Below are 20,526 nucleotides of genomic sequence, written 5' to 3' on the forward strand. Positions count from 1 at the left end.
AGGTGACGAAGACGTGAATTTTTGCTTAATCAGTAACGCTTGGCCCTGGCATGTCCGCATTTGCCGGGCAGTGGCAGGGGCCGGCCCGGCGCGCGGCCGGGCCGGTGGGACGCTCAGTCCGGCAGCGAGAACTGCACCGGCACCATGCCGATGGCCGGAACCGCCACGCCGTCACGCTGGGCAGGCTCGAAGCGCCAGTGCTTGAGCACCTGCTGGCGGGCGGCCTGGTCCAGGTTGCGCGAGCCGCTGCTGCGCTCGACGCTGACCGCGACCGGCTGGCCACGGGTGTCCACTTCCACCCGCAACAGCACCGTGCCCTGTTCGTGGTTGCGCAGGGACTGGATCGGATAGGTCGGCGGCGGAGCGCTGCGGTACTGCAGCTGGGCGCCGGCCAACGGGGTGGAAGTGTCGATGCTGGGCGCCAGCTGCGGCGGAGCCGGTTCGGCGGCCGGCAATGCGATGCCCTGGGTCTCTTCCACGGTCGCGGTGGGTGCGGGCAGTGGCGGTACCACCGGCTGCGTCCGGGGCTTCGGTACCACCTGGACGATCTCTTTTGGCGGGACCGGAACCGGCGGCGTCGGCGGTGGCGGGATCTTCTCGATCAGCCGCACCGGCGTCTTTTCACGCGGGGCCTGCACGGCCTGGTAGGTCGCAGGGATGAGCAGCAACAGGAAGGCCAGCAGGTGCAGGGCGATCGCTGCACTCCAGGCGGCGACGCGGGCGGGGTCGAAGTGCGGGGATGCAACGGGATAGGTACGAACCATGATCCACCTCCATGCCAGTGACGAAGTCCTCAACGCACCAGGGTCCGTGGCGGGGTTGCCGCACGCGGCTGGCAGTCCATCAGTAGCGCGGCATGGCGGCCACTGCCTAGAGGCAGGGGCATGCGCGTTGGGCTGGCCTTCAGCCAACGCCGCCGGAATACACGAAAAAGGCGGGCCCCTGCGGGACCCGCCTGTGTCGGCCGTGCCGGGCGCGATCAGCGGCCCAGTTCGAACACCACGTCCAGGTTGACCGAGACGGTCGATTCACCCGGTGCGACCGGGGTGGCCTTGTCCATCGACGCGCCGGCGGCCATGGTGCGCATCATCGGCATCGGGCGGAAACCGCCGTTGCTGTTCTCGGAAATGCTGACGATGCGGCGCACCTGCAGGCCCAGCGACCTGGCATAGGTCTGGGCGCGGGCCTGGGCCTTCTTCAGGGCGGCCAGGCGGGCTTCGTCATAGACCGGTTCGGGCTGGTCGATCTCAAACTGCGGACCGTTGATCTGGTTGGCACCCTGCGCGGCCAGCGCGTCGAGCACCTTGCCGAGCTTGGCGATGTCGCGGACCTTCAGGCTGACCGTGTTGCTGGCCTGGTAGCCGGTGATCTTCGGTGCCTCATTGTCGGCATAGCGGTACTGCGGGTTGAGGCTGACGCCGCTGGTCTGCACGTCGCGCTCGGCGATGCCGGCGGCCTTGATCGCGGCCAGCACCTTGTCCATCTGCTGGGCGTTCTGGCGCATGGCGCTGTTGCCGTCGGCTGCCTGGGTGACCACACCGGCCGACAGGGTGGCGACGTCCGGCACGCGGGTGGCCTCGGCATTGGCCGAGATGTTCAGCAGGGTGCCTTCGGCCGCGGCGGCGATCGACGGCGACGACGGAGCGGCATGAGCAGTCATCGAGGTTCCAAGGGCGAGGGACAGGGCAAGCAGCAGCGGGGTGGCGGTCAGGCGCATGGGATCTCCTTGTTGTGCCGGTGAGGGTGGTGTCGTAGCGATGAACGCGCTGTGAGCCTGATCGGGGTTGTACGCGTTCCGTAACGGGTTGCCGACGATTCAGGTGGCGGCCTCAGGTTATGCTGTGCCGATGCTCTATCTTGCTTCCCGCTCCCCCCGACGCAACCAGCTGCTGGCCCGACTCGGACGCCCCTTCCAGGCCCTTGACCTGGAGGTCGTCGAGCAGCGCGCGGCCACTGAAAGCGCCGAACAGTATGTATGCCGGGTCGCCGCCGACAAGGCGCGCGCCGGACTGGCCCGGGTGCTGGCCGACGACCCGCAGGCGCGGGTGCTTGGTTCGGATACCGAGGTCGTGCTGGATGGCGAGGTCTTCGGCAAGCCGGTCGATGCCGCTGACGCGCGGGCGATGCTGGCGCGGCTGGCCGGGCGCACCCACCAGGTGATGACCGCCGTGGTGGTGGTCGGTGCGGGCGGCCTGGACAGCGAACTGGTCATTTCCGAGGTGACCTTCGCCCCGATCGACGCCGCCGACATCGCCGCCTATGTCGCCACCGGCGAGCCGCTGGACAAGGCCGGTGCCTACGCCATCCAGGGCGGGGCCGAACGCTGGATCGAACATCTTTCCGGCAGCTACTCCGGCGTGATGGGGCTGCCGCTGCTGCATACCGATCGTCTGCTGGCGCGCTGTGGCGTGCCGGTCCCCACTGCCGATGCCGCCAGGGAGGCTGCCGATGTCTGAGGAAATCCTGGTCAATGTGACCCCGCGCGAGACCCGGGTCGCGGTGATCGAAAACGGCATGCTGCAGGAACTGCACATCGAGCGCGGTTGGCGCCGTGGCGTGGTCGGCAACATCTACAAGGGCAAGGTGCAGCGGGTCATGCCCGGCATGCAGGCCGCCTTCGTCGAGGTCGGGCTGGAGCGCGCCGCGTTCCTGCACGCCAACGACGTGGTGCGCCCGGCACCGGTGGCCAGCGCCGACACCGAGAACACCACCCTGCCGCCGCCGGCCAGCGTGCCGATCGTCGAGCTGCTGCGTGACGGCCAGGACATCGTGGTGCAGGTGGTGAAGGACCCGATCGGCACCAAGGGCGCCCGCCTGACCACGCAGATCAGCATTCCCTCGCGCTACATGGTGCTGCTGCCGCAGTCCAAGGTAGTGGGCGTGTCGGCGCGCATCGAGGACGAAACCGAGCGCGCCCGGCTGAAGGCGCTGGTGACCGAACTGTCGGCGCAGCATGGTGGCTACGGTTACATCGTGCGGACCAACGCCGAAGGGCAGCCGGCCGAGGCCATCGCCGAGGACATCGCCTACCTGTCGCGCGTGTGGAACGTGGTCGAGCGCCGCGGCCGCGAAGCGCCGTCGTGCAGCATCATCTATGAAGACCTGAGCCTGCCGCTGCGGTCCGTGCGCGACCTGATCCGCAAGGACGTGGACAAGGTGAAGGTGGACTCGAAGGAGACGTTCGGCCAGTTGCAGGCCTTCGTCGCCAAGTACATGCCGGTGCTGGCCGAAAAGCTGGAGCTGTATTCCGGCGACCGCCCGATCTTCGACATGTTCGGCGTGGAAGACGAGATCGGCCGCGCGCTGGACAAGCAGGTGCCGCTCAAGTCCGGTGGCTACCTGGTGATCGACCAGACCGAGGCGATGACCACCATCGACGTCAATACCGGCTCGTTCCTCGGCCAGCGCAACCTGGAAGAGACGGTGTTCCGCACCAACCTGGAAGCGGCGCAGGCAGTGGCGCGTCAGCTGCGGCTGCGCAACCTGGGCGGCATCATCATCATCGACTTCATCGATATGGATGATGCAGAGCATCGCCGCCAGGTGCTGCGCACGCTGGAAAAGGCGCTGGCCCGCGACCATGCCAAGACCACGGTGTACGACTTCTCGCCGCTGGGCCTGGTGGAGATGACCCGCAAGCGCACGGTGGAAAGCCTGGAGCGCCAGCTGTCGGAGACCTGCCCGCAGTGCAGTGGCCGCGGCAGCATCAAGACCACCGAGACGGTGACCTACGAGATCTTCCGCGAGATCACCCGTGCCGTGCGCCAGTTCGATGCCGCGCGCCTGCTGGTGATCGCATCGACCAAGGTGGTCGCGCGCATCACCGATGAGGAATCCTCGGCGGTGGCCGAGCTGGAAGAGTTCCTCGGCAAGAGCATCCGCTTCCAGGCGGACGAGCAGTACCTGCAGGAGCAATTCGATGTCGTTCTGCTCTGATCCTCGCCGGCTGCAGGCCGGCGGTGGCCGATGAGCGCGCCGCCGCGCCTGCGACTGCGAAGGATCCGCCGTCATTTCATTGCCGCCTGTGCGGTGGGCCTGGTCGGGCTTGCACTGCTGGTGGGTACCTTCAGCCAACTGCTGCCGCTGGCCGAGCGTCATCCCGACAGGATCGCCGCCTGGCTGAGTGAGCGGGCCGGCCAGCCAGTGCGTTTCGAGCAGCTGCAGACGGCTTGGACCCGTCGTGGCCCGCTGCTGCAGCTGAAGGGCCTGCGCATCGGCGCCGGACAGGGCCTGGCGATCGGCGAGGCCGAGGTGCTGGTATCGATGTACAGCGGGCTGCTGCCCGGGCGCTCGCTGACCGAACTGCGCCTGCGTGGCCTGGCGCTGGACCTGCAGCAGGGCGAAGACGGACGCTGGTCGGTGCGCGGGTTGCCGCAATCCGACAACGGGGGGGATCCGCTGGATGCGTTGCGCCGGCTCGGCGAGCTGCAGGTGATCGGCGGCCGCCTGGGCGTGCACGCGCCGGGGATCGGCATCGACACCACGCTGCCGCGCATCGACCTGCGCATGCGGGTCAATGGCGATCGCCTGCGCGTGGGTGTACGCGCCTGGGCGCAGGCCGAAGCGCTGCCGCTGACCGCGGTACTGGACGTGGACCGCATGCGCGGCAACGGCCAGGCCTGGCTGGGTGCCGACCCGGTCGATTTCCATGCCTGGTCGCCCTTGCTGGCGGCCGGCGGCGTGCGCCTGCGCGAGGGCAAGGGCGAGCTGAACCTGTGGCTGACCCTGCGTGATTTCGCGCCGGTCGCGCTGACCACCGATTCGGACCTGCGGGACGTGCGCGTCGACGGTGTACCGATGCCCGGCGTGGCAGCGCCGCAGCTGCAGCTGCAGCGGCTGCAGGCCCGCCTGCGCTGGCAGCGCCAGGCCGATGGCTGGGCGTTGCAGGTGCCGCGCCTGCGCCTGAAGACCGAAGATGGCGCACATCAGCTCGATGGCCTGCAGCTGCAGATTGGCAAACAGCTGCGGGTGAACGCCGGTGCGGTGCAGGCCGGCATCGCACTGCGCGGGCTGGCCCTGAGCAATCTCCTTGAACCGGGTCTGCGTCGCTGGCTGTTCCTGTCCAGGCCGCAGCTGGAGGTGCGCCGATTGCAGCTGGCCGGCGAACGCGATGGCCCGTTGCGGGCACAGGGCGAGCTGCAGTCGCTGGGCTTTGCCAGCGTCGGTGATTCTCCGGGCCTGCGCGGCCTGGGTGGACATTTCGAAGGCGATGCCGATGGCTTCAGCCTGCAGCTGCAGCCGCAACGGCAGCTGCAGTTCGATTGGCCGACCGGCTTTGGCGTGCGGCATGACCTGCATCTGGCCGGACAGGTCGTGGGGTGGCGCGACGAGGGCGGCGGTTGGCGGATCGGAACGCCGGCGATGCGCGTGGAAGGCACCGACTACGCGGCCGACGTGCGCGGCGGCGTCTGGTTCCAGGGCGACGGTACGCGGCCGTGGCTGCAGCTGGCCGCCAAGCTGGACGACGTGCCGATGACGGCGGCCAAGCGCTTCTGGATCCACTCCAAGATGAGCAAGGGCGCCACCGACTGGCTGGACATGGCACTGGCCGGCGGCCAGGTGCGTGGTGGTGTCGGCCTGGTCACCGGTGACCTGGACGACTGGCCGTTCGACAACAATGATGGCCGCTTCGAGGCCACCGGCCACATCACCAATGGCGACATCCGCTTCCAGCACGACTGGCCGCTGATGCGCCAGGTCGACGCCGACATCGCCTTCATCGGCCCTGGCTTCGACATGCGTGGACGGGGTGATCTTGCCGGCGTGGCGGTACAGAAATTCGAAGCGGGCATTCCGGACTTCGGGCATCAGCCGTTGTACGTACGTGCCGACGCGCCGAGCGAGGCCGGCAAGCTGCTGGCGATGCTGCGCCAGAGCCCGTTGCACAAGGATTACGGCGATACGCTGGACAACCTGGCTGCCAGTGGTCCGGCCCATGTGACCTTCGATCTGCTGCAGCCGCTGCATCAGGACGAGGGCGAGGGCCACCTGCAGGGCACGGTCGATCTGGCCGGCGTGAAGCTGGTCGACAAGCGCTTCCAGCTGGCCTTCGACAACATGCGAGGGCAGGCGCGCTACAGCAATGGCGGTTTCGGCGCCGAGGACCTGGCGGTGCGCCACCTCGGCCAGGAAGGACGGCTGAGCCTGCGTGCCGGCGGCTACGTGCACGACAGCACGCGGGCCTTCGAATCGCAGCTGACGGCCCGCCTTGATGCCGGCGTGCTGATCGACCGCGCACCGGAAATGACCTGGCTCAAGCCCTACATCACCGGCACTTCTGCGTGGACCATCGCGGTCAACCTGCCCAAGGTGGCCCCGGGCGCGCCCGCGCCGCCGAGTGAACTGCGGTTGAGTTCGGACCTGGTCGGCACCCGGCTGGACCTGCCGGCACCGCTGGACAAGCCGGCCGCCGAACCGCTGGCGACCACGGTGGCCGCGCAGTTGCCGATGGGCGCCGGCCGCATCGATGTGGCCTTCGGCCAGCGCCTGGCCCTGGCCGCACGCAGCCACAACAACCAGACCGGCGTGCAGGTCACGCTGGGCAGTGATCATGTTGATCGTGAGCCGCCGCCGAGCGGGCTGACGGTCAATGGCCGCAGCGCGACGCTGGATGCGCTGGAGTGGATCGGCCTGGCGCGGGGTGGCGGGGACGACGATGCGATGCCGCTGCGAGCGGTGGACGTCCAGGTTGGCCAGTTGAAGCTGATCGGCGGCGTGTTCGAGCAGACCCGGCTGCAGCTGCACCCGGGCCCACAGGCACTGGATGTGCGGCTGGACGGCCCGTCGCTGGCCGGACGCCTGACCGTCCCCAATGCGGACGGTGGCACGATCAGTGGCCAGCTTGACCGCGTGCACTGGCAGTCACTGCCGGCGGCACCGGGCGCGCCGGTTGCACCGGCGCGGGTACAGGCCGGTGCCAACGACATGGACCCGGCCAAGCTGCCGCCGTTCGCGCTGGACATTGCCGACCTGAAGTTCGGCAAGGTGGTGCTGGGCCAGGCGGTGCTGCGCACGCGACCGTTGGCCAATGGCCTGAACGTGGATGCGCTGCGTTTCCGTGCGCCGGACCAGGAGATCGACATCAGCGGTCGCTGGCTGGGCCGGACCGGTGGTGCCCGTACCGAGTTGACCGCACAGGTGCGCAGCGAGGATCTGGGTGGGTTGATGCAGAATCTTGATTACGGTGGCCAGTTGCGCGGCGGTTCCGGCCAGGCGCAGTTGCAGGCCTCGTGGAGCGGAGGCCCGTCGGACTTCCAGCTGGGCAACCTGCAGGGCAGCCTCGACCTGCACGCGCGCAATGGCCAGCTGCTGGAGCTGGAGCCAGGCGCCGGCCGCGTGCTGGGCCTGCTCAGCGTCGCGCAGCTGCCGCGGCGCCTGATGTTCGACTTCCGCGACTTTTTCTCCAAGGGCTTCGCGTTCAACCAGATCGACGGCAGCATGCAGTTCGGCCAGGGCATGGCGCGCACCGACAAGGTGCTGATCGAAGGCCCGGCGGCCAACATCACCATCCGTGGCCAGGCCGACCTGCGCAACCAGCGGTTCGACCAGACCATCGACGTCAACCCGCGCGCGGGCAACCTGCTGACCGTGGTCGGTGCGGTGGCCGGCGGCCCGGTGGGGGCCGCGCTGGGCGCGGCCACCAATGCGGTATTGTCCAAGCCGCTGGGCGAGATTGGCGCCCGAACCTACAAGGTGACCGGTCCATGGAAGGAGCCGAAGGTGGAAGTGATCGAGCGCAGCCGCGACAAGTCCCCATCACCGCCCGAGCCGGCGTCTGCACCGGCCATTCCGCCGACCGTCACCGACCTGCCGCCCTCGCGCTGAGCGCGGTTCCCTGTTCACGGGGCTTGCCTGAGCGCCCCCGCACCCCCAGATCGAAACCATGACTGATATCGCCCTGACGCTTGCCCAAGACCGCCTGCTTCGCCCCGGCGGCCTGGATACCGCTGGCCTGGAGCGCACCTTCGGCCAGTTGCTCGGCCCCGGTGTCGACTTCGGCGACCTTTATTTCCAGCACGCCCGCCGCGAGAGCTGGAGCGTGGAAGACGGCATCGTCAAGGACGGTGCCCATTCCATCGAGCAGGGTGTGGGCGTACGTGCGATTTCCGGCGAGAAGACCGGATTTGCGTACTCCGATGACATCCATGCCGACGCGCTGCTGGCGGCGGCGCAGTCGGCGCGCGCGATCTCGCGTGAGGGCGGTGCGCAGTCCGGGCGATCGCTGCTGCGCGGCAATGCGCGCGCACTGTACCCGGCGCTGGACCCGATCGATGGTATCGGCAACGAAGCCAAGGTCGAGGTGCTCAAGCGCCTGGATGGTTACCTGCGTGCCGCCGACCCGCGCGTGAGGCAGGTGATGGTGAGCCTGTCCGGCGGCGTCGATACGGTGCTGATCGCCCGCAGCGACGGTGTGCTGGCGGCCGATGTGCGTCCGCTGGTACGCCTGAATGTGCAGGTGATCGTCGAGCACAACGGCCGTCGCGAGTCCGGCTATGCCGGTGGCGGTGGCCGTTATGGCTACGAAGACCTGTTTGCCAGCGCCCGGCCCGAAGCCCTCGCCCAGGAAGCGCTGCGCCAGGCGCTGGTGAACCTGGAAGCAGTGCCGGCGCCGGCCGGCATGATGCCGGTGGTGCTCGGCCCGGGTTGGCCGGGCGTGCTGCTGCACGAAGCGGTCGGGCACGGCCTGGAAGGCGACTTCAACCGCAAGGGCACCAGCGTCTACGCCGGCCGCATCGGCGAGCGTGTGGCGGCACCGGGGGTGACCATCGTCGACGACGGCACCCTCGACGGCCGCCGCGGTTCGTTGAACATCGACGATGAAGGCCACCCCAGCCAGTGCACCACGCTGATCGAGGACGGCATCCTGGTCGGCTACATGCAGGACAGCCTCAATGCGCGGCTGATGGGCATGGCCCCGACCGGCAACGGGCGCCGTGAATCGTTCGCGCACCTGACCATGCCACGCATGACCAACACCTACATGCGCGCCGGCGAGCACGATCCGCAGGAGATGATCCGTTCGGTGAAGAAGGGCCTGTACGCGGTCAACTTCGGCGGTGGCCAGGTCGACATCACCAGTGGCAAGTACGTGTTCTCGGCCACCGAGGCCTACCTGATCGAGGACGGCCGCATCACCACGCCGGTGAAGGGCGCGACCCTGATCGGCAACGGCCCGGAAACCATGCAGAAGGTGCGCATGGTCGGCAATGACCTGGCCCTGGACGAGGGCGTGGGCATCTGCGGCAAGGACGGGCAGAGCGTGCCCGTGGGGGTCGGCCAGCCCTCGCTGTTGATCGAGGGCATCACCGTCGGCGGTACCCAGGCCTGAGCGTGGCGATGGCCACAGCAACCGCCCGGGCCGACGCGGACTCAGTCCTCGTCGGCTTCGCCGGTCCCGATGTGGTCGGTGTCTTCGGCGCCGGCCTTCAGGCCCAGCGCGGCCGGCAGCATCAGGCCGCGCAGCACCTGGAAGATCTCGCGGTAAGCGCGCGGCGGCTTGTTCCTGGCCTTCTCGGCCTGCGCGTTGCGTACCAGCGTGCGCAGCTGCTGGCGGTCCGCCTGCGGATAGTCATCGAGCAGAGCGGCCAGCGCCTTGTCACCCTCGGCCAGCAGGCGGTCGCGCCAGTCTTCCACGCGGTGCATCATCGCCACTTCGCGGCGGCCGGTTTCGCTGTTGGCGTCCAGCGCATCGCGGATCGCATCCAGCGTGGCCTCTTCTTCGCGGCGCATGTGCTTGGCCAGGAACGCCAGTTGGCGCTTGTGGGCGATGTGGGCGGTGATGCGCTTGCACTCGGCGATGTGCGGCAGCAGGTCTTCCGGAATCGGCAGGCGCGCCAGCTGGGCCGGGGTCAGCGACACCAGCTTCTCACCCAGGGCCAGCACGTCGAGTGCATCGCGCCGGTTCTGGCTGCGGCTCTTGTCGTGGAATTCACCGGTTTCTTCGTCGCGTCCGCGCATCGTCCCTACCTGATTTCAAAAAAAGTCGCCCGGCGTGATGCCGGGCCCAACCCGTACAGGATAAAGCATTGAACGTGATCGCCCCTGAAGTGGCCGTCGGCGACGACAGCCTGGCCCGGCTGGAACGGCTGGCCGACCTCTCCCAGCAGCTGCTCGACCGCGCCCGCGCGCTGGGCGCCAGCCAGGCCGAGGTCAGCTGCAGCGAGGACCGGGGCCTGGAGGTCAATGTCCGCCTCGGCGAGGTCGAGACTGTGCAGTCCACCCGTGACCGTGGCATCGCCGTGACCGTCTATTTCGGGCAGCGCAAGGGCAGTGCCAGCACTGGCGACCTGAACGAGGCCAGCCTGGCCGCTACGGTCGAGCAGGCCTGCGCGATTGCCCGGCATACCGAGGATGACCCGGCCGCCGGCCTGGCCGAGGCCGCGCTGATGGCCACCGACTTCCCGGACCTGGATGGCTGGCACCCATGGGCGCTGCAGGCCGATGAGGCGGTGGACCTGGCCCTGGCCTGCGAGGCCGCTGGCCGCGAGGCCGATGCGCAGATCCGCAATTCCGATGGCGCTTCCGTATCGAGCATGCAGAGCCTGTCGGTGTACGCCAATTCGCATGGCTTCTTCGGTCGTGAGCGAGGCACCCACCATTCGGTCGGCTGCGCGCTGATCGCCGGGCAGGGCGACGGCATGCAGCGCGATGGCTGGTATACCAGCGCGCTGGCGCAGGGGGACCTGGAAGACGTGGGTCTGGTCGGCCGCCGCGCCGCCGAGCGCACCGTGGCCCGCCTGCAGCCGCGTTCGTTGGCCACTGGCAGCATGCCGGTGCTGTTCGCCCCGGAAGTGGCGCGCAGCCTGGTCGGCCACCTGCTGTCGGCAGTGTCCGGCGGCGCGTTGTACCGCCAGGCCAGTTTCCTGCTGGACAGCGTCGGCCAGCGCCTGTTCCCGGAGTGGATGCAGATTGACGAACTGCCGCACCTGCGCCGCGGCCTGCGCTCGGCCGCCTTCGACGGCGACGGCGTGGCCACCCGTGCTTCGGCGCTGGTCCGTGACGGCGTGCTGCAGCGCTATGTGCTGGGCAGCTATTCGGCGCGCAAGCTGGGCCTGCAGACCACCGCCAATGCTGGCGGTGTGCACAACCTGCAGCTGGCGGCCAATGCCGGCTCGCTCGAAGAGATCGCCCGACAGATGGGTGACGGCCTGCTGGTGACCGAGCTGATGGGGCAGGGTGTGAACGGGGTGACCGGCGACTATTCGCGCGGCGCCGGCGGCTTCCGTGTCGAGAACGGCGAGATCCAGTACCCGGTGGACGGCGTCACCATCGCCGGCAACCTGCGCGAGATGTTCAGCAGCATCGAGGCGGTCGGCAGCGACGTCGACCCGCGCTCGCACATCCGGACCGGCTCGATCCTGCTGGGGCGGATGACCATTGCCGGTAATGATTGATGGCGTCGATGGCGTAAGCTATGCCCGCCTGACGCAACCAGCTTGGTGCTGGTGGGTCAAGACCACCCAATGAAAAGGAGTTTTGTCGTGAGTGAATTCGATAACGTCCCGCCGCCGCCGGCAACCACCAATGCCCCGGCCGACCAGCGCACCATGGCGCTGGCCGCGCACCTGCTGGGCATCTTCACCTGGTTCATCGGCCCGCTGATCATCTGGCTGATCAACAAGGATGACGCCAGCAAGTCCTTCGTGACAGACCAGGCCAAGGAAGCGCTGAACTTCCAGATCACCATCACCATCGCGATGCTGATCTGCATCGTGCTGACCATCGTGATCATCGGCGGCATCCTGGCGCCGATCGTCGGCATCCTGAACCTGGTGTTCTGCATCATCGCCGCCGTGAAGGCCAACAACGGCGAAGCCTACCGCTACCCGTTCGCGCTGCGCCTGGTCAAGTAATTCCGGCCGCACGCGCAAACAGGAACGCCCGGCATTGCCGGGCGTTCCTGTTTGGCGGCAGCATCACGCCAACGATCAGTGATCGCGTTCCACCGCCAGCGTGGCCAGCGCGCGCAGCGCGTCGGCCTCTTCGCCATGGCCGGCCAACGTAGCCTGCATGCGTGCGGCCAGTTCGCGCAGCTGCGCCTTCGCACCGTCCATGCCGAGCAGCGCGGGGAAGGTGCTCTTGTCCTGAGCCTGGTCCTTGCCGGCGGTCTTGCCCAGCTGTTCGGAACTGGCTTCGACATCGAGGATGTCATCGCGGACCTGGAAGGCCAGGCCGAGCGCGTCGGCGAAGCCGTCCAGCTGGGCCAGCTGTGGTTCGTGGGCCTGGCCGCACAGCGCTCCCATGCGCACCGCTGCACGGATCAGCGCGCCGGTTTTCAGCGCGTGCATGCGGGTCAGTGCCGCCAGCGTCTGCTGCTGGCCGGTGGCATCGATGTCCAGCGCCTGGCCGCCGCACATGCCGGAGGCACCGGAGGCGTGGGCCAGGGTCTGCAGGCAGGCCACGCGCAGCGTGGCGGGCAGTGGCGCATCAGCCAGCAGGCCGAAGGCTCGGGTCTGCAGGGCGTCGCCGGCCAGGATCGCGGTGGCTTCGTCGAAGGCGATGTGGGTGGTCGGCTTGCCGCGGCGCAGCGCGTCATCGTCCATGGCCGGCAGGTCGTCGTGCACCAGCGAATAGGCGTGGATGAGCTCGACGGCCATCGCCGCTGCGTCAAGGCTTTCAGGCTGCGCGCCGAACAGGTGCCCGCTGGCATACACCAGCAGCGGGCGCATGCGCTTGCCACCGCCCAGCACCGAATAGCGCATGGCCTGGTGCAGGCGCTGCGGTGCTTCGGCAGGCGAGGGCAGGGCAGCGTCGAGCTGGCTTTCGATACGGTCGCGCCAGCGCGCGAACAGAACCTCAGCCGTCATGGCTGGGCGGATCGAAAGGTTCGGATGCTTCCGGCTGCGCCGGATCGCTGAGCAGGCGCACGCGCAGTTCGGCCTGTTCCAGCGCCTGCTGGCACTGGCGGTACAGACCGACGCCACGTTCGTAAGCACTGAGCGACGCTTCCAGGCTCAGCTCGCCGGTTTCCATCTGCTCCACCAGCTGCTCCAGCGATTCGAGCGACTGCTCGAACTGGGCGACCGGGGAGGCGTTTTCGGGGGACTTCTTGGCCATGCGGCAAGTGTGGACGGGCTGCGCGCGGGGGTCAATTCACCAGCCGCCGGGACGCCACTGCAGCTGCGCGTCGTGGGCCTGCAACCAGGCCTGCAGGGGAGCTGCGATGACCACGTCGGCGGCGGCAAGCAGCTGGGGGCCATCGAAGATCAGCGGCAGCTGGGCGCGCCGCCAGGGGGCAAGGTGCTCGCGTTGCAGGCAGTCCTTCAGCGCATGCGAATGCGGGCGGCCGGGCAACATGATGCGCTCACCACCCACGCGTGCACGGATCTGAAGCGGGCGTTCGAAGGCCACGGCGCCCTGCAGGCGCAGTTGGCCACCATCGGGCAGCGGCAAGGGGGCATGCCCGTCCCATTCGGCCTGCCATCCGCGGGGCAGCGATGGCAGCTGCGCGGGCAGCAGATAGGCGTGCTCGCGCCATTGCTGGATGGCATGCTCGTGCCAGCGCAGCCGCGCCTGGCGATCGTTGCTGGCCGGCAGCAGTTCGTGCAGACCCTGCTGCAGTACCGTGGCCGGCAGTGGGGCGGCACCGTGGCCGATCACCCAGGCGCGCAGCACGCGCGCGGCACGCCCCGGTGACACCTGGCGCAGCAGCTGCAGCGAAAGCACGCGTGGTGCCACTTCCAGGTGCGCGATCAGCTCGGCGTCTTCCTCGTCCAGCAGAGCACGGGTCTGCCCGCAGTGCATTGCGCTGCCCGCCAATGCTGCAGCCGCATGCGGCCAGCGCTGGCGCAGCAACGGCAGCACCTGCAGGCGCAGGAAGTTGCGATCGGCGTGGTCGTGGCCATTGCTGGGGTCTTCGATCCAGCGCAGCGCGTGCTGCCGCGCGTAGTCGAGCAGTGCGCTGCGTGGCACCGCCAGCAGCGGCCGCCATAGAGGCTGTTCGCCAAGGCGGCTGTGTGCGGACATCGCGGCAAGGCCATCGACGCCGGATCCGCGCAGGGCCCGCAGCAGGAAGGTCTCGGCCTGATCGTCCTGGTGCTGCGCCAGTGCCAGTGTTTCGCCGTCGCGCAGTTCGGCGGCGAACGCTGCACGTCGTGCCTGCCGCGCCGCGCCTTCAAGGCCGAGGCCCGCGCGCTTGTCGACCTGCACGTGATGCACGGCCAGTTCAATGCCCAGTGCCGCGCATTGCTGCTGGCAATGCAGCACCCAGGCGTCCGCATCGGCCTGCAGGCCATGGTGTACGTGCACCGCACGCAGCGCCGTGCCGGAGGCCTGTGCGCAGCGCCACAGCCAGTGCAGCAGCACGGTCGAGTCGACACCGCCGCTGTAACCCACCAGCAGCGGCGCATTCAGCGGAACGAGGGCAGGGAAGGCAGTCACGGCGGCAAGTATAGGGTTGCTCGGCAGGGCTGCGCCCTGCACCCGCTACGATCCAGAGCAACAGCAACAGCAACAGCAACAGCAAAAGCTGGTTTCCTGAGGGTTGGCGGGGTGGGTCCGGTTGCGGGAGACGCCGTTAACCCGTCCATGGGGGCTTGGCCGCGGCATCCATGCCGCGGACACTCCCGCAACCGGACCCACCCCGCCTTCGACAGTCTCCTGCGGTCTGTTGGACATGCCGATGGGGTCAGATCCGTTTTCCGCAGGAAAACGGATCTGACCCCGATTTATTTCGATATCTGACAGATCTGATCCACGCATGGCGTGGATGGTCCAACCGTCACCGGAAATCTGTCGGGGGGGGGGGCGGTGTGGGTGGGCAGGACCGTTGGCGCCATGGATGGCGCCATCGAGCCCCCATGGATGGGTTTACGGCGTGTCCTGACCACCCACACCGCGCCCCCCAACTCACAGAAAACCAGAGCCGCTTTTGATTTTGATTTGGCTTCGGCAGGTGCAGGGCGCAGCCCTGCGGAAAAAACTACTTCACCCGGCGGCCCGAGCGGTCGATGCGGAACCGCTCTCCGCCTTCCATCGGCGTGTGGCCATCGGCATCCGGCATGCCACGCCGGCAGCCGTTGCAGACCTCGGCCACGCCATCCTGGAACGGCCAGGCGAAATCGAAGGTGCCCGGCACCACCTGGCGGAATTCCAGATCGAAGTAGCTCACGCGATTGCCGACGCGGCCGCGCAGCAGGCCTTCCTGCGGCGTTTCCGGGCCGTTGTCCCAGGTAAGCACCGGCAGGCTGTGGCCCGTGCGGTCGACGTAGTGGAAGCCCTGGTCGGCATACACCACGGCCAGGCCGTGGTCGTCGTAGTTCAGGTCCTTCAGCGTATCGGCGCTGATCTTCAGCCGGTGATCGACCACCTCGCAGTTGGGGAGCGGCCAAAACCCGTGTTCGTCGGTCAGCAGCTTGCATGCCGGTGCCTGTGCCTGTGCATTGGCACTGACCAGCACGCCAAGCATTGCCAGCGACCGCGCAAAGCGGCCGCTGGCAGGGGCAGGGCGGGCCTGCGGCGCGATCACTTGGCCTCGGCCTTGCGTTCGAAGGCCGTCGGTGCCGGCAACTGCACAGGGACGCCCTTGTCATCGCAGGTGCCGGCCTGGCACAGGCGCTCGCGCAGGGCTGGGGTGGCCTGCACGATCATGTGGTAGATCGCGTTCTGTTCCAGCGTGCCGCGGATCGCCTTGCTGCCCGGGCCACGTGCCCAGATGCCGACGTCCTCACCACCATGCGATTCGGACTTCATCGGCACCAGCGCTTCCTGCATGTAGTCCGGATGCTCGGTGTCGACCTCGCGCAGGTTCGGGCGACCGTTGGCCGGTTCGAAGCTGCTTGGGTTGTGCGGGTAACGCTTCGGCCCGGCCGGCTGCTGGTTGCTGCTGCCGGTGTGGCCTGGGCCGTTGGCGTAGCTCAGCGTGGTGTACGGCTGGCCGGTGCCGTCCAGGGCGTAGTCCAGCTTGCCGGCGCCGTCTTCGCCGCCCTTGTCCTTCACCTTGCCCAGGATCGGGTTGCCGCGTGCCGGGTAGCCGACGAAGTTCAGCGTGTGCGAGTGGTCGGCGGTGACGATGATCAGGGTGTCGTCGGCCGAGGTCAGCTCGTTGGCCACGCGCACCGCATCGGACAGCGCCACGGTCTCGGTCAGTGCACGGTAGGCATTGCCGCTGTGGTTGGCGTGGTCGATGCGCGCGCCTTCGATCATCAGCACGTAGCCTTCCGGGTGCCTGGAAAGGTTCTTGATCGCTGCAGCCGTCAGTTCGGCCAGGCTCGGCTCACCGCCCGGATCCTGCGGGCGCTCGTACTCGTAGCGCATGTGGTCCGGTTCGAACAGGCCAAGGATGGCCGGCGCATTGGCGGCCGCGGCCAGCTGCTTGCTGTTCCAGACATAGGCACCCTGCGGATGCGCCTGCTGCCATTCCTGGACCAGGCTGCGGCCGTCCAGGCGCTGGCCGACCTTGTCGTCGTATTCCGGGTCGCGCTCTTCCACGGTGGTGAACTCACCACGGCCGCCACCAAGGGCGACAAGCGGGCCGCGCCCATAGCGCAAGGTCGACAGCAGCTGCTGGGCGATGTCCTTGCAGCCGGCCGCCTTGGCCGCTTCAGTCAGGTCGGTGTCGTTTTCCCAGTTGCGCTCGGGCGAGTGCGCGTAGGTGGCAGCCGGGGTGGCATGGGTCAGGCGTGCGGTGGAGACCACGCCGGTGGCCAGGCCGGCGCTGTCGGCCAGCTGCAGCCAGGTCAGCAGGCCCTTGGACAGGCTGTCGGCACAGTCGGTGCGGCTTCCGGCACTGACGCCGATCGCGCCCATGTGGGTCTTCACGCCGGTGGTGATGGCGGTCATGGTGCCGGCCGAATCAGGCGTCTGCGAATCGGTGTTGTAGGTCTTGCTGAACGCCGTGGCCGGGAAGCGTTCCCAGGACAGCAGGTTCTCCTCGCCGGAGCCGCCCTTGCGCTGGCCCTCGTAGATGCGCGAGGCGGCCACAGTGGTCAGGCTCATGCCGTCGCCGAGGAACAGGATGACGTTCTTGGCCTTGCCGGACATCGCACCATTGGCCGCAGCCTGGGCGGCCCCGCTGCGGTACCACCACTGCGGGGTCTCGCCGGCCGGATGGGCGACGGGATCGACGGCGACCTTCAGGCCGGCCGGGGCGGACGCGGGGGCGGAGCTGGCGCAGGCGCCCAGCAGAAGGGTGGTGGCGCAGGCGGCCAACAGGGAGACGGAACGACGCATGGACGCTGGGATCTCACAAACTGTAACGGGACATTCATTATGCCCGCCCCAGCAAGGCACGCCGATGACACACTGATTTGCCGGCCGGGCGGTCGTTCTGCGGGCTGCCTTGGGCTATCGTGCCAGCATCCCTTCCTTCCCCTCTGGATTGCCTATGAAGCTGGTCTCTGCCTGGCTGCGGATTCCGTTCTGGCAGCGCGTGGTCGGTGGCTTCGTGCTCGGCGCGCTGGCCGGCTGGGCGCTCGGCCCGGCCGCGGAAACGTGGTTTGGCCCGCTCGGTGAGCTGTACGTCACCCTGATCAAGATGATCGCCGTGCCGCTGGTGTTCTTCGCGGTCATCAACGCGATCTCGTCGCTGCACGGGCAGAAGTCCGTGGCCGCGCTCAGTGGGCGCACCTTCCTGTGGTTCGTGATTACCGCTGCGCTGGCAGTGTGTGTCGGCCTGGCCGTGGGTACGGTGCTGCAGCCCGGCGCGGGTGGCCTGCAGTTGTCGATGGCCAGCAACTACGTGCCGCGCGAAGTGCCCAGCGTGGTGCAGGTGCTGCTGGACGTGGTGCCTGCCAATGTCTTCTATGCGCTGTCCGGCATCGGCACCAAGGTCAACGCGGCCGGCGAGACCGTGCTGGCTGCGGGTCGCGGCTCGATCCTGCCGGTGATCTTCTTCGCCGGCCTGGTGGGCTTTGCCATCGTCAAGCTGGGCGAGAAGGTGACCGAGGCGCGCAAGCTGGTTGGCCAGATGAGCGACATCATGATCCAGGTGACCCGCTTCGTGCTGGAAGTCACCCCGATCGGCACCTTCGGCCTGATCGCAGGCCTGGTCGGCAGCTATGGGTTCGAGAAGCTGCTGCCGCTGGGCCATTTCGTGCTGGCGTTGTACGTGGCCTGTGCGCTGCACATCGTGGTTGTCTACAGCGCGCTGCTGCTGGCGCACGGCCTGAACCCGCTGAAGTTCTTCCGTGGCGCCGCACCGGGCATGCAGGTTGCGTTCGTCAGCTCGTCCAGCTTCGCTGCGATGCCGGTGGCGCTGCGTTCGATCACCCACAACCTGGGCGTGAACAAGGACTACGGTTCGTTCGCGGTGCCGCTGGGCGCCAGCATCAAGATGGACGGCTGCGGCGCGATCTATCCGGCGCTGTGCGCGGTGTTCATTTCGCAGTACAGCGGCGTGCCGCTGACCCCGGAGCAGTACGTGGTGGTGCTGATCGCCTCGGTGCTGGGCAGCTTCGGCACCGCCGGCGTGCCGGGTACTGCGGTGATCATGGCCACGGTGGTGCTGAGCGCAGCCAATCTGCCGCTGGAGACCATCGGCTACCTGTATGCCATCGACCGCATCCTGGACATGATGCGCACGATGACGAATGTGACCGGCCAGATGCTGGTACCGGTGCTCGTGGCCAAGGAGACCGGGTTGCTCGACCAGGCGGTGTATGACAATCCGTCCAGCAATGTGGGCGTGGACGATCCCGACCCGACACCACCGCAGCGCTGAGGTGTGTGGTGAATTGAAAGGCCCGCCCTGACCGGCGGGCCTTTTGTTTGGGAGATGCCCGACGCGGTGCCGGCCAAGGGGGGCCCGGGGTGGATCCACACTGAGCGAGGATGAAGGCAGTGCCGACCAACGGTCGGCCCCCACCGGCAAGCCCCGCCCCGATCGGCGGAACCCTGGAGCAGAGCCACGGTAGATCCACGCCATGCGTGGATGAAGGTGGTGCCGACCACGCTCGGCAGCTACCCATCAATTGCATGGGCTCAATAAAAAAAGCCGCTGCAGGGCAGCGGCTTCTCGCATCAGGCGGCGCCGTAGCGCCAGCGGGTCAGAGGTCGACCCGGCGGGCCTGCATGAACTTGTTGCCCCAGTAGCCACTGAGCAGGGTGTCCACGCGGACGTCCTTGCCGGAGCTCGGTGCGTGCAGGAAGCGGCCGTCGCCGACATAGATGCCGACGTGGTCGACGCGACCCTTGCGGCCGAAGAAGACCAGGTCACCTGCGGCCAGCGCGGTGCGGTCGTTGATCAGTTCGGCGTTGTCATCGTGGGCCATCTCGCGCGAGACGCGCGGCAGCTCGATGCCCAGGGCCGAACGGAACACATAACCGACCAGGCCGCTGCAGTCGAAACCGCTGTCCGGGTTGCTGCCACCCCAACGGTACGGGGTGCCCAGCAGGGTCATCGCGCGGCGCAGCAGCGACTGCACCTTGCCGTTGTCGGCGGCGGTACCGACAACGCTGCCATTGGCGGCGCTGCTGGTGTCGTAATTGGCGAGCAGGCGGCTGAGGTCGCCGGCCACCACGGCCGAGCGGTCCATCAGCGGAATGGTGTCGTTGGCGGCCAGGTGCGGCAGCAGGGCGGCCAGCGTGGCGCTGGCGGCGGCATCGACGCGGCTGCGCTGCGGAGCGGCAGCCTCGGCCTTGGCGGCCGGTCGGGCGGCGCTCTCGGCCACCGGGGCCGGGGGCACATCGGAACGGTTCGGAGCGGTCTGCGACCAGGCCGGAAGGCTGGTCAGGCACAGTGCCAGGCCAAGCAACAACGGGCGGGCACTGCGTGAAGATACGGAAGTCTGGCCTTCGCTTTTCAGGTCGTCAGTCGTCACGCGTCGGTCACAGGAAAAAAACGATGGGGCATCATGCCCTGTAAAAGCGCCGATGAGTTAAAAATTCCGTTAGTAAAACGTTATTGCGGCAGTGATTTACGTCACAGTTTTGAACATATCGCCTGTTCATTTTAGCGAAGGACGCGTTTCGCCCCCGTGTAGTGGTCTTTCCAGTAGGGGCCGCTGAGCGAGTCGAGGCGTACCGTCCCGCCGGTACTCGGCGCGTGCACGAAACGCCCCTCACCTACATAGATGCCGACATGGGTGACGCTGCCTCGGCTGCCGAAGAACACCAGATCGCCGGTGGCCAGGCGCTGCGGATCGATCTTCGGGCCCTGTACCGCGGCCAGGTCGCGCGAGGTGCGCGGCAGTCGCAGGTCCAGCATTTCGCGATAGACATAGGCGACCAGGCCGCTGCAGTCGAAGCCCGAATCCGGGGTATTGCCGCCATAGCGGTAGGGCGTGCCGACCAGGCTGATGGCCCGCATCAGCACCGAGTTGGCGGCCTCGGGGTTGTCCGGCACGGTCTTCGGCCAGTTCGCCGTCGGCGGCGGCGGCGCCGGGCGGGTGGCCTTGCCGCCTCCACAGGCGGTCATCAACACGGGCAGGGCCAGCAACAGGGCCGGGGCGAGAAACCGGCGCGGGCCGGACGAAACTGGCGTGATGTGCATGATCTCCGGATAATGCGCCACCTTGGATTGGCCGTCATGATGGCGGCGTCCCCGCCGGGCGACAACCCGCCCCAACCCGCCTGCCTCCGGCAGATCCA

Annotated in this window: 17 protein-coding genes; 7 read left to right on the forward strand and 10 right to left on the reverse strand. The window is 68.1% G+C overall.

Annotated elements, in window-relative coordinates; translation table 11 throughout:
* Positions 1–113: 113 nt before the first annotated feature.
* Positions 114–764 (reverse strand): energy transducer TonB, encoded by a 651-nt coding sequence (locus AC5P74_RS17700; RefSeq protein ID WP_070488904.1) that lies wholly within the window; start codon positions 762–764, stop codon positions 114–116.
* A gap of 215 nt (positions 765–979) precedes the next feature.
* A complete protein-coding gene (locus AC5P74_RS17705) occupies positions 980–1,717 on the reverse strand; it encodes an SIMPL domain-containing protein (protein WP_070488908.1) in 738 nt (245 codons plus the stop codon).
* A 130-nt stretch (positions 1,718–1,847) separates the two neighbouring features.
* On the opposite strand from AC5P74_RS17705, the gene AC5P74_RS17710 reads away from it, so the two are divergent.
* Genes AC5P74_RS17710 through tldD form a run of 4 tightly spaced genes read left to right on the forward strand, consistent with a single transcriptional unit; the run spans position 1,848 to position 9,328 of the window.
* Positions 1,848–2,456, forward strand: a complete 609-nt coding sequence (locus tag AC5P74_RS17710) for a Maf family nucleotide pyrophosphatase (protein ID WP_065179231.1) — start codon at positions 1,848–1,850, stop codon at positions 2,454–2,456.
* On the forward strand, positions 2,449–3,936 hold the full coding sequence (gene rng / locus AC5P74_RS17715; protein WP_005418079.1) for a ribonuclease G: 1,488 nt from the start codon (positions 2,449–2,451) through the stop codon (positions 3,934–3,936). The genes AC5P74_RS17710 and rng overlap by 8 nt, the downstream gene beginning before the upstream one ends.
* Before the next feature lie 30 nt (positions 3,937–3,966).
* Positions 3,967–7,824, forward strand: coding sequence for a YhdP family protein (locus tag AC5P74_RS17720; protein WP_495205013.1), 3,858 nt, complete (start codon positions 3,967–3,969; stop codon positions 7,822–7,824).
* 58 nt (positions 7,825–7,882) lie between these two features.
* Positions 7,883–9,328, forward strand: a complete 1,446-nt coding sequence (tldD, locus tag AC5P74_RS17725) for a metalloprotease TldD (RefSeq protein ID WP_070488914.1) — start codon at positions 7,883–7,885, stop codon at positions 9,326–9,328.
* Positions 9,329–9,369: 41 nt separating this feature from the next.
* On the opposite strand, the gene yjgA is transcribed toward tldD, so the two are convergent.
* The gene (gene yjgA, locus AC5P74_RS17730; protein WP_005418075.1) at positions 9,370–9,957 is read right to left on the reverse strand and encodes a ribosome biogenesis factor YjgA; all 588 of its coding nucleotides are present in this window, start codon (positions 9,955–9,957) and stop codon (positions 9,370–9,372) included.
* A 68-nt stretch (positions 9,958–10,025) separates the two neighbouring features.
* On the opposite strand from yjgA, the gene pmbA reads away from it, so the two are divergent.
* Positions 10,026–11,393 carry a metalloprotease PmbA gene (gene pmbA / locus AC5P74_RS17735; RefSeq protein WP_070488917.1) on the forward strand — a complete coding sequence of 456 codons (1,368 nt, stop codon included), beginning with the start codon at positions 10,026–10,028 and terminating at the stop codon, positions 11,391–11,393.
* 87 nt (positions 11,394–11,480) lie between these two features.
* Positions 11,481–11,852, forward strand: coding sequence for a DUF4870 domain-containing protein (locus tag AC5P74_RS17740; RefSeq protein WP_005418071.1), 372 nt, complete (start codon positions 11,481–11,483; stop codon positions 11,850–11,852).
* A gap of 75 nt (positions 11,853–11,927) precedes the next feature.
* Here AC5P74_RS17740 and AC5P74_RS17745 read toward each other — a convergent pair whose 3' ends face one another.
* The 5 genes from AC5P74_RS17745 to AC5P74_RS17765 all read right to left on the reverse strand — a co-directional run bounded on the left by AC5P74_RS17745 (position 11,928) and on the right by AC5P74_RS17765 (position 17,169).
* Complete coding sequence (locus AC5P74_RS17745) at positions 11,928–12,806, reverse strand: polyprenyl synthetase family protein (RefSeq protein ID WP_053498934.1); 879 nt, start codon at positions 12,804–12,806, stop codon at positions 11,928–11,930.
* A complete protein-coding gene (locus AC5P74_RS17750; RefSeq protein ID WP_005410522.1) occupies positions 12,796–13,056 on the reverse strand; it encodes an exodeoxyribonuclease VII small subunit in 261 nt (86 codons plus the stop codon). The genes AC5P74_RS17745 and AC5P74_RS17750 overlap by 11 nt, the downstream gene beginning before the upstream one ends.
* Positions 13,057–13,092: 36 nt before the next feature.
* The gene (tilS, locus tag AC5P74_RS17755; protein ID WP_495205014.1) at positions 13,093–14,379 is read right to left on the reverse strand and encodes a tRNA lysidine(34) synthetase TilS; all 1,287 of its coding nucleotides are present in this window, start codon (positions 14,377–14,379) and stop codon (positions 13,093–13,095) included.
* Positions 14,380–14,920: 541 nt separating this feature from the next.
* Positions 14,921–15,466 (reverse strand): WG repeat-containing protein, encoded by a 546-nt coding sequence (locus AC5P74_RS17760; protein ID WP_495205015.1) that lies wholly within the window; start codon positions 15,464–15,466, stop codon positions 14,921–14,923.
* Complete coding sequence (locus tag AC5P74_RS17765) at positions 15,463–17,169, reverse strand: alkaline phosphatase (protein WP_495205016.1); 1,707 nt, start codon at positions 17,167–17,169, stop codon at positions 15,463–15,465. The genes AC5P74_RS17760 and AC5P74_RS17765 overlap by 4 nt, the downstream gene beginning before the upstream one ends.
* A gap of 154 nt (positions 17,170–17,323) precedes the next feature.
* On the opposite strand from AC5P74_RS17765, the gene AC5P74_RS17770 reads away from it, so the two are divergent.
* Positions 17,324–18,658 (forward strand): dicarboxylate/amino acid:cation symporter, encoded by a 1,335-nt coding sequence (locus AC5P74_RS17770; RefSeq protein ID WP_053497131.1) that lies wholly within the window; start codon positions 17,324–17,326, stop codon positions 18,656–18,658.
* A 325-nt stretch (positions 18,659–18,983) separates the two neighbouring features.
* Here AC5P74_RS17770 and AC5P74_RS17775 read toward each other — a convergent pair whose 3' ends face one another.
* Both AC5P74_RS17775 and AC5P74_RS17780 read right to left on the reverse strand, forming a co-directional pair.
* A complete protein-coding gene (locus AC5P74_RS17775; RefSeq protein WP_053497133.1) occupies positions 18,984–19,757 on the reverse strand; it encodes a C40 family peptidase in 774 nt (257 codons plus the stop codon).
* A gap of 131 nt (positions 19,758–19,888) precedes the next feature.
* A complete protein-coding gene (locus AC5P74_RS17780; RefSeq protein ID WP_005418044.1) occupies positions 19,889–20,428 on the reverse strand; it encodes a C40 family peptidase in 540 nt (179 codons plus the stop codon).
* Between the last annotated feature and the right edge of the window lie 98 nt (positions 20,429–20,526).

Source organism: Stenotrophomonas sp. YJH_SMC_94-11, assembly GCF_059370435.1.

Bases quoted from the DNA above. Each gene is read 5' to 3' on its own strand.
- AC5P74_RS17700 (WP_070488904.1), bottom strand. From the start codon at position 764: ATGGTTCGTACCTATCCCGTTGCATCCCCGCACTTCGACCCCGCCCGC.
- AC5P74_RS17705 (WP_070488908.1), bottom strand. From the start codon at position 1,717: ATGCGCCTGACCGCCACCCCGCTGCTGCTTGCCCTGTCCCTCGCCCTT.
- AC5P74_RS17710 (WP_065179231.1), top strand. From the start codon at position 1,848: ATGCTCTATCTTGCTTCCCGCTCCCCCCGACGCAACCAGCTGCTGGCC.
- rng (WP_005418079.1), top strand. From the start codon at position 2,449: ATGTCTGAGGAAATCCTGGTCAATGTGACCCCGCGCGAGACCCGGGTC.
- AC5P74_RS17720 (WP_495205013.1), top strand. From the start codon at position 3,967: ATGAGCGCGCCGCCGCGCCTGCGACTGCGAAGGATCCGCCGTCATTTC.
- tldD (WP_070488914.1), top strand. From the start codon at position 7,883: ATGACTGATATCGCCCTGACGCTTGCCCAAGACCGCCTGCTTCGCCCC.
- yjgA (WP_005418075.1), bottom strand. From the start codon at position 9,957: ATGCGCGGACGCGACGAAGAAACCGGTGAATTCCACGACAAGAGCCGC.
- AC5P74_RS17745 (WP_053498934.1), bottom strand. From the start codon at position 12,806: ATGACGGCTGAGGTTCTGTTCGCGCGCTGGCGCGACCGTATCGAAAGC.
- AC5P74_RS17750 (WP_005410522.1), bottom strand. From the start codon at position 13,056: ATGGCCAAGAAGTCCCCCGAAAACGCCTCCCCGGTCGCCCAGTTCGAG.
- AC5P74_RS17765 (WP_495205016.1), bottom strand. From the start codon at position 17,169: ATGCGTCGTTCCGTCTCCCTGTTGGCCGCCTGCGCCACCACCCTTCTG.
- AC5P74_RS17770 (WP_053497131.1), top strand. From the start codon at position 17,324: ATGAAGCTGGTCTCTGCCTGGCTGCGGATTCCGTTCTGGCAGCGCGTG.
- AC5P74_RS17780 (WP_005418044.1), bottom strand. From the start codon at position 20,428: ATGCACATCACGCCAGTTTCGTCCGGCCCGCGCCGGTTTCTCGCCCCG.